Source organism: Rhodoferax sp. (assembly GCF_023701345.1).
Taxonomy (GTDB): Bacteria; Pseudomonadota; Gammaproteobacteria; order Burkholderiales; family Burkholderiaceae_C; genus Rhodoferax.
This window is the reverse complement of the sequence record NZ_JAMPXE010000137.1, coordinates 1-8,023: the sequence shown is the minus strand read 5'-3', so window position 1 is coordinate 8,023 and position 8,023 is coordinate 1. Positions and strand designations below refer to the sequence as shown.

The following is an 8,023-nucleotide window of genomic DNA, read 5'->3' as shown; positions in this document are numbered from 1 at the left end:
GGTACTTTGATGAGCTGGGTCAACGGCAGTTGTTATGCCAGTTTTGCCGACATGCGGCGCAAACACATGCGCCACCATGTGGAGCGCGCTGACGTCATCACCTTCGACGTCCGCGGATTTTTGTTGGGTTCACCGGCCTGGTTTCGCAATACCGTGCTGGCGCTGGAGTGGGCCTATTTTCCGGCGGTTGAATTCCTGATGCGGGCCTTTGTGCTGGCGCTGCCGTTTCAGGATGAGCGCAAGCGCGCCGCCCGGGGCCGCATTCTGGGCGTGACTGCGGTCCGCCTGAGCGCCTTTGCGCTGCTGGGCTGGTGGTCGCCCCAGGCACTGCTGCTCTACTTTTTGGCTTACCTGGTGTTTGTCACGGTGCTGCGGTTTGCCGATTGTTTTCAGCACACCTACGACGCCTATCCGATCCTCGATGACAAGCCCATTCCGGCAGACAAGCTGCGTGACCGCGCCTACGAGCAGGCCAATACCTTCAGCAATGTGGTCGGCCTCAACCACCCCTGGCTCAACCTGCTGTGGCTGAATTTTGGCTACCACAACGCGCACCATGAGCGCCCCACGGCGCCCTGGCACCGCTTGCCGGCGTTTCACCGCGAGCTGTATGCAGACGACTACGCGCAGGTGACGCCGGTGCGTGAGTTGCTGCGCAGCTTTCACATCAACCGCGTCAAGCGCGTGCTGGCCAGCGACTACGGCCAGGTGCAGGCGCCCGGCACCCCCGGCCGTGCCGATGGTTTTCTGGGTGCGGTCGGCGTGTCTTTTCTGACGGCGGTGTGAATTGAAACCGGACTACGCCTTGCAAGGAAAAACGGTGGTGCTCACCGGCGCTGCCGGCGGCATTGGCCAGGGCTTGGCCCATGCCTTTGCCGCGCAGGGCGTGCGTCTGCTGCTGCTCGACCGGGCTGCGCCGGCGCTGCAAGCGCTCGCCGAGTCGCTGCCTGCCCACATCGAGGTGATGACCGCCGTGTGTGACCTGGGCGATGACGCGCAGGTGGCTGCGCTGGCTGCTCGCCTGCAAGGCCAATGGGGCAGGGTGGATGTGCTGGTCAACAACGCGGGCGTGGAATACCCCACCCCCATTGACAGCCCGGCGCCCGACGCCATGGCGCGCTGGGCGAGCCTGCTGGACAACAATGTGCTGAGCATGGTGCGGCTGACGCGCGCGCTGTTGCCGCTGATGCAGGCGGGCGCCAGTGTCATCAACCAGTCTTCGATCTGGGGCAAGACCGGGGTCGCCGATTTTTCGGCTTATGTGGCGAGCAAACACGCGGTCATTGGCTTGACCCGCTCGCTGGCGTTTGAGCTGGGCGGGCGCGGCATCCGCGTCAATGCGGTGTGCCCGGGCTGGATCCGTACTGACGCCGCCATGCGCTCACTCGCCAGCATGGCGCAGCAGCAGGGCCGCACCGAGGCCGAGGTTGAGCGCGATTTGCTGGCACATCAAGCCTTGCCAGGCATGCTGGCGCCAGCCGACATTGCCGGCATTTACCTGTTTTTGGCCAGCGCCGATGCCGCGCCACTGACCGGCCAGGCCCTGGTGGTGAGCAACGGCGAGGTGATGGGCTGATGGCGGCTAACCGTAACCTGTCCCTGACCGGGCGCACCGCGCTGGTCACCGGTGCTGCCACCGGCATCGGCCGTGCCATCGCGCTGGCTTTTGCGCAAGCCGGTGCGGCGGTGGTGGTGAATCACTTGGGGCAAGCGGCGCAAGCCCAGGCTTTGGTGCAGGAATTGCAAAATTTCGGTGTGCCGGCCTGGGCGTTGGAAGCCGATGTGAGTCTTGCGGCGGACGTGGCCCGGCTGGCGGTTCAAGCTCAGTCAATCTGTGGTGCGCTGGATATTCTGGTCAACAACGCCGGCATCATCCAGGAAAAACCGTTTTTGGAGACGACCGAGGACGACTGGGATCACATGCTCGGCACCGACCTTAAATCGGTGTTCCTGACCTCGCGTGCCTTCCTGCCAGCCATGGTGGCGCGCCAGCAGGGCGTGATCATCAACATCGCCTCGGATCTGGGTATTCTTGGGCGTGCCCAGTTGGCCCCCTACTGCGCGGCCAAGGCGGGTGTGATTGGTTTGACCCGGTCGCTGGCGCGCGAGTTTGCCCCGGCCATCCGTGTCAACGCCATTGCGCCGGGGCCGGTGGCTACGGCCATGGTGTCACTGGCATCCATGAGCGCCGAGTCGCTTCAAAAAGAACTCGACATTCCCCAGCAGCGTTTTGCCGAGCCCTTTGAGGTCGCCGCCACGGCGCTGTTTCTGGCCTCAGACCTGTCGCGCTTTTATTGCGGCCAGGTGCTCGGGCCCAATGGCGGTTCGGTGATGCCCTGAGCTGGTACTATTTTCCATGACCATCACTTCCGCCTTCCCCCGTTCACCCGCGCTGCCTTTGCTGGTGCTGCTGTTCTCGTCCTCGCTGTGGGGCCTGTCCTGGTGGCCGTTGAAGAAGTTTGTCGAGGTTGGTCTGGGCGGGCCGGTGCTGTCGATGCTGGTTTACGGCCCGGTGGGGCTGGCGCTGGCCGCGTATCTGTGGCGCGAACGCACGGCCTGGCGGTCGCAAGCCGGTCTGCTGATCGCCCTGGCGCTGGTTGGCGGCTGGGCCAACACCTCGTTTGTCAACGCCTTGATGCAGGGCGACGTGGTGCGTGTCATGTTTCTGTTTTACCTGTCGCCGGTGTGGTCGGTGCTGGGGGGCTGGCTGTTTTTAAAGGAGCGTGTCAGTGCCCGGCGCAAGCTGGCGGTGGCGGTGGCGCTGGCCGGACTCTGGCTGGTGCTGGGCGGGGCGCAGGCCTTCAGCACCGCCTTGAGTGTGGCCGACGTGCTGGCACTTACGGCAGGGCTGGCGTTTGCCGGCAACAACGTCATTGCGCGGGCCGGCCAGGCGATTCCGATCGGCTCCAAAACGGCCGCCGTCTTCCTGGGCTGCGGCGTGCTCTCCGGCGTCTGGGTGCTGGGCCTGGGCACGCCTGTGCCTGACGTGTCGCTGCCCGTGTCTCTGGCGGTGTTGGCTTATGGCTTTGGCTGGATGTTGCTGGCCACCGCCACCTGGCAATTTGGTGTCACCCACATGGAAAGCGGTCGCGCGGGTGTGGTGATGCTAGCCGAACTGCTGGTGGCCGTGCTCACCGCCACCTGGTGGGGCGGCGAAGCTTTGTCGGCCCTCGAATGGGTCGGTGGCGCGTTGATTGCCTGCGCAGCGCTGATCGAGGCCACCGACACCGGTGCGCCAACACCCCCCACCCCCATTGTCAAGAAGGAAACCCCATGAGCACTGTCTGGATGAACCAACTGTCCTGGCTCGACTACCAAAGTCGCATCAGCCGTGACCAGCCGCCCATTTTGTTGCCGGTGGGTGCGCTGGAGCAGCACGGGCCCCATTTGCCGCTGGGGACCGATGGCCTGCTGTCGGCCTCGGTGGCGGCGGATGCGGCCGCGCGCGTGGGTGGCCTGGTGGCGCCGACCCTGTCCTATGGCTACAAGTCCCAGCCCAAGTGTGGCGGTGGCCAGCATTTTTGCGGCACCACCAGTGTCGATGCCGCCACCCTGATTGGCTCGGTGCGCGATGCCGTGCGTGAATTTGCCCGCCATGGTGTGACCCGACTGGTGGTGGTCAACGGCCATTACGAGAACCAGTGGTTTTTGATCGAGGGCATTGACCTGGGGCTGCGCGACCTCGGCCCCGGCACCCAGCTTGAAGTTATGCGGCTCGAATACTGGGACTTCATGACCCCAGACACCCTGGCCGACGTGTTTCCGCAGGGTTTCCCCGGTTTTGCGCTGGAGCATGCGGCCGTGCTGGAGACGTCGATGATGTTGCATTACCACCCGTCGCTGGTGCGCCTGGACCTGATTCCCGACGATGGTCCGGCAGACTTTCCGCCTTACGACATGTACCCCGCGCGCACCGACTGGGTGCCTGCGTCGGGGGTGTTGTCCTCGGCCAAAGGTTCCAGCGCGGACAAAGGCCGCCTGCTGGCGCAGGAAGTCGCCGTGCGCATGGCCCAGGCCATTGAAAACGGGTTTTCCCCGGCGAAGTGACCACGATGCAACACGCGCGGGACATTGAACCAGCCGTCACAGCACTGCTGGTCATCGATATGCAGCGGGACTTCTGCAGCCCGCAAGGCTACGCGGCGCGCGCGGGTCTGGACGTTGAGCGGCTGGCCCGGCCCATTGCCCAGATCCAGCGTCTGCTGATGTACGCGCGGGCGGGTGGCATGCTGGTGGTGCACACGCGCGAAGGCCATCTGCCGGATCTGTCGGACTGCCCGCCGGAGAAAATGCGGCGCAGCCTGCGGGCCGGGGCGCCCATTGGCAGTCCGGGCCCCATGGGACGCCTGCTGGTGCGTGGCGAATACGGACACGATTTCATTGACGAATTAAAGCCGCAGGCCGGTGAAGTGGTGATCGACAAGCCGGGTTACGGTGCGTTCCACCTGACCGGCCTGGAAGGCGTGCTCATTGGCCGCAACATCCGGCAACTGATCCTGTGCGGCGTGACCACCGAGGTGTGTGTGCATTCCACTTTGCGCGAAGCCGTGGACCGTGGCTATGGCTGCACCACCGTGGGCGACGCCACCGCCGCCAGCGACCCCGCGTTGCAGGCGCCGGCGCTGGCGATGATCGGTGTCGAAGGGGGAATTTTTGGCCGAGTCGCCAGCACGGATCAATTGCTCTTGACCCTGTAAATCACATCTGACCGGAAAGCAATGGCATGACGCAAGTTAAAAAAATGTGGCCGCTGCTCACAGCCACCCATCGCTACGACAAATCCATTTCGACCCTGAATCGGGGGCACGGGCAGCAGATCGAAGCGCCGATCCTGGCCTACCTGATTGAAACCGCGAATGGCCGCATTCTGTATGACGTGGGTTGCGACCACGCCAAGATCCATGACCCCATGGTCCGAGCCCGCTATTACAACCCGGAACTGTTCTCGTTCGGGGCGCCCGAGATGACAGAGTCGCAGCGCATTCCCCATCACCTGGCGCGTCTGGGGCTGACCGCGGCGGATGTGGACGTGATTTTCATCGGCCATCTGCATTTTGACCATGCCGGTGGTTTGAAGGAGCTCAAGCGCTGCGGCTGTGGTGCCGAGATTCATGTGCAGCACGATGAAGTCAGCGCCGCGCGCAGTGGCGCCGACCCTGCGGTTTTTGCCGATGAGCTGCTGGACGACGCGGGTGCACCCTTGCCCTTTTGCCTGCAGCAGGGCGAGTACAGCGTGCTGCCCGGCGTGCAGGCCGTGGCCACGCCGGGGCACACGATCGGGCACATGTCGCTGCTGATTGAGTTGCGCAAAGGACCGCCTGTTTTGCTCGCGGGCGACGCCGCCGACCTGCAGGAAAACCTGGATGACGAGATTGCCCCTGGCACCCTGTGGCAAGGCCGTGAAGCCCAGGCGGTGGCGAGCATCCGCAAACTCAAGGCGCTGGCACGTGAATCTGGCGCGGTGATCTGGCCCAACCATGACATGGCGTTCTACCGCAGCCTGCCGCCGTTTCCAGGAGCCTGCGAATGACGCCCGTGCCGGATCATTACCGCGGCGTCTGGGCACGTCGGCTGCTGGAAACCCCGCAGCAGCGTGATGAACACACCTTTGTGCGCTGGTTGCAGACCAGTCTTTGGCACGCCGATTTGCGCGTCCCCACCATGGCACCGGGGACTGACGCGCAGCTTCGGCTGGCCAGTCAGCAAGGATTTTGCGGCGTGACCCAGGTGACGCAACAAGCCAATGGTGAGGTATGCACCTGGCAGCGCCGTCTTGATTTTCAGCCACCGCGCATGGATGTGGATGCCGGCGTGATGGTGTTTGAAACGTCTGAACGTGTGATCGAGACTGGCGTTCATGCAACGTATCTTGAGATTTGGGACCGTCTGCCGGATTCCACCGGGCGTTTTATTGCGCTGGCCGGGCTGGACGGGGCGGGTGGCGACACCCAGGAACTTTTTTTGGTGGCGGGCCGTTACGCCATGCAGGTGCGGCCCCGGCGCATGGCCTGGCCGCCAGGCACACAAGCCGGGCAAACCCTGGTTGATGTGATGGTCAAACACCCCGAGCATGCTGCCGCGCTGCTGGATTTTGAGATTTCTTTCGGCACACTGGAGGCGGGTTATTGGACCATTGAGCAATCGACCTTGCCGGCGCGGCAAGGTGTCCGTGTTCCTTTTGCCGTGCGTCAACACAAGGACACGCAAGCCAGCATCAACAGCCCGGCATGCGCGGAACCCTGGCAGATTCTGGAATGGGCCTGCAGCGCTCGCGAGGTGTGAGACCGACCTCTACAGTCAAACCACGGCAACTTCATCGGCCCAGACCTCGAAGCGCTGCAGGGTGTTGGGTCCGAATGTGCTGGCCAGTGCCACGTCGCAGGCATCACGACCGCGGGCCATGAGCACACGGCCAATGCGCGGTGTGTTGTTGCGTGCATCGAAGGTGTACCAGCGCTCGCCCAGATAAGCCTCAAACCAGCCGGCAAAATCCATCGGGCCCGGAATAGGCGGGATGCGGATGTCACCCAGATAACCCGTGCAGTAACGCGCCGGAATGTTCATGCAGCGGCACAAGGCGATGGCCAGATGGGCATAGTCCCGACAGACGCCGTGGCCTTCGTTGAAAGCCTCCCAGGCGGTGCGCGTGCGCCGGGCATGGTGGTAGCCAAATTCGATGCGCTGGTGCACAAAATCACAGATCGCCTGCACCCGTGCCCAGCCGGTGGGGCCCGTGCCAAACTGCCGCCAGGCTATTTCAGAGAGTTGGTCGGTCTCGCAATAACGGCTGCCCAGCAGATAGACCAGCACCGATTCGGGCAAGTGCTCGACCGGTGTCTGCGTGACCCATGGGGCCACGATGTCGGCCTCGCCTGTGTCATTGAGCAGCGCATCGGTGCGCAGCACAAAGCGCCCGGCCGGCGCGACGACGCGACTGCACCAGTTACCGAACAGGTCGCGGTAAGCTGAGATCGGCACCGGCGGTTTCGTGAGCAAAATATCCGGGAACACCAGGTCATTCGCGCGCGAATGGTGAATGTTCAGCGCCAGAATCATCGGCGTGGGGGCGGGGCAGTCGTATGCCATTTCAAAGCCGACACGCAGGCGAATGGGGGTCACCGGGTGCTGTTCTTGACCCTGTGGCATGACGCCGAAGGAGTCATTTTTTTCAAGCTGGATGTTCATGTTGGGCGGGCTCTCATCAGTGTGGGTTGGCATGGAATTGACGTGCTGGACTGGACGACAGTTGAATTCTTTCAAGCATATTCCGCGCCGTCCCACCCGTCTGTGCAATGGCGCACCCAGCAAGTCCCTGACCGGGCCGCCGCTCTCGGTAAGCCTGCTGCAGATGCACTGCAATCGTGCCAGATCACCAATTTGGTGCAAATCAAGGCATGTGATGACAAGAGGACGAGGCACGTTGGCATAGAAACCTGGCATCCAAGTTGCTTAGTTAAATCCAAGAGAGGGCGCTGTGCATGGCACGCCGCTTGACTTGCTAGACCGCTAGGGTTCCGGGCGCCAAATTTTTTGGCGCTGTCTGGTCCGAGAGCTGTCGGCCGCGATCGTTGCGGCTCCACGGAGGGACAAAAGCCCGGGAGGAGATGGTGTGCTGCGCCGTCCTCTCTTGCTTTGTTTCTTCCACCACCGGAGCCCGCATGACAGACACCTTTTCGCACCCGGCCCGGCCAGGCATCTGGCGCATTGCAGGCCAGTTGTCGCGCCGCCAATACTGGCTGTTCGCTCTCCTGGGTTTGTTCATTCCGTTTGCCGCCTGGGCGATGTTGTCCGCCTCGGGCTGGGTGGATCCGATGTTCCTGCCCGGCCCATGGAATGTGTTGACGCGTTTGGTCACTTGGTTGCTGGAAGACGACCTGGCCGGTGATGCGCTCATCAGCACCTACCGTGTTGCGGCCGGTTTTGCGCTGTCGGCCGCGCTGGCACTGCCGCTGGGTCTGTTGATTGGTGCCTTTCGTCCCGTCGAGGCCCTGCTCGAACCGCTGACCGACTTCATCCGTTACAT

General features: G+C 63.4%; 9 protein-coding genes, 1 pseudogene and 1 riboswitch. Of the genes and pseudogenes, 9 read left to right on the top strand and 1 reads right to left on the bottom strand.

The genetic code is table 11. From position 1 onward, the window contains the following. The 8 genes from NDI87_RS14955 to NDI87_RS14920 all read left to right on the top strand — a co-directional run. Positions 1 to 786: fatty acid desaturase (locus NDI87_RS14955; protein ID WP_296276232.1), on the top strand; the 786-nt coding region annotated here is incomplete at its 5' end. Between the two features lie 19 nt (positions 787 to 805). Next, entirely contained in the window at positions 806 to 1,576 is a 771-nt protein-coding gene (locus NDI87_RS14950; RefSeq protein ID WP_296276231.1) for an SDR family oxidoreductase, read from the top strand. Next, on the top strand, positions 1,576 to 2,340 hold the full coding sequence (locus NDI87_RS14945) for an SDR family oxidoreductase (protein ID WP_296276230.1): 765 nt from the start codon (positions 1,576 to 1,578) through the stop codon (positions 2,338 to 2,340). The genes NDI87_RS14950 and NDI87_RS14945 overlap by 1 nt, the downstream gene beginning before the upstream one ends. Before the next feature lie 16 nt (positions 2,341 to 2,356). Continuing rightward, a complete protein-coding gene (locus NDI87_RS14940) occupies positions 2,357 to 3,277 on the top strand; it encodes a DMT family transporter (RefSeq protein WP_296276229.1) in 921 nt (306 codons plus the stop codon). After that, positions 3,274 to 4,047 carry a creatininase gene (locus NDI87_RS14935; protein WP_296276228.1) on the top strand — a complete coding sequence of 258 codons (774 nt, stop codon included), beginning with the start codon at positions 3,274 to 3,276 and terminating at the stop codon, positions 4,045 to 4,047. Before NDI87_RS14940 ends, NDI87_RS14935 begins: the two co-directional genes overlap by 4 nt. 5 nt (positions 4,048 to 4,052) lie before the next feature. After that, on the top strand, positions 4,053 to 4,697 hold the full coding sequence (locus tag NDI87_RS14930; RefSeq protein ID WP_296276227.1) for an isochorismatase family cysteine hydrolase: 645 nt from the start codon (positions 4,053 to 4,055) through the stop codon (positions 4,695 to 4,697). A 26-nt stretch (positions 4,698 to 4,723) separates the two neighbouring features. Continuing rightward, complete coding sequence (locus tag NDI87_RS14925; protein WP_296276226.1) at positions 4,724 to 5,530, top strand: N-acyl homoserine lactonase family protein; 807 nt, start codon at positions 4,724 to 4,726, stop codon at positions 5,528 to 5,530. Then, positions 5,527 to 6,282 (top strand): hypothetical protein, encoded by a 756-nt coding sequence (locus NDI87_RS14920; RefSeq protein WP_296276225.1) that lies wholly within the window; start codon positions 5,527 to 5,529, stop codon positions 6,280 to 6,282. The genes NDI87_RS14925 and NDI87_RS14920 overlap by 4 nt, the downstream gene beginning before the upstream one ends. Positions 6,283 to 6,297: 15 nt before the next feature. On the opposite strand, the gene NDI87_RS14915 is transcribed toward NDI87_RS14920, so the two are convergent. After that, positions 6,298 to 7,218: a transglutaminase family protein gene (locus tag NDI87_RS14915; protein ID WP_366028999.1), complete on the bottom strand. Its 921-nt coding sequence runs from the start codon at positions 7,216 to 7,218 to the stop codon at positions 6,298 to 6,300. A 277-nt stretch (positions 7,219 to 7,495) separates the two neighbouring features. After that, positions 7,496 to 7,603, top strand: a riboswitch (guanidine-I (ykkC/yxkD leader). A gap of 55 nt (positions 7,604 to 7,658) precedes the next feature. On the opposite strand from NDI87_RS14915, the pseudogene NDI87_RS14910 reads away from it, so the two are divergent. After that, positions 7,659 to 8,023: pseudogene (locus NDI87_RS14910) on the top strand (ABC transporter permease); the annotation flags it as partial.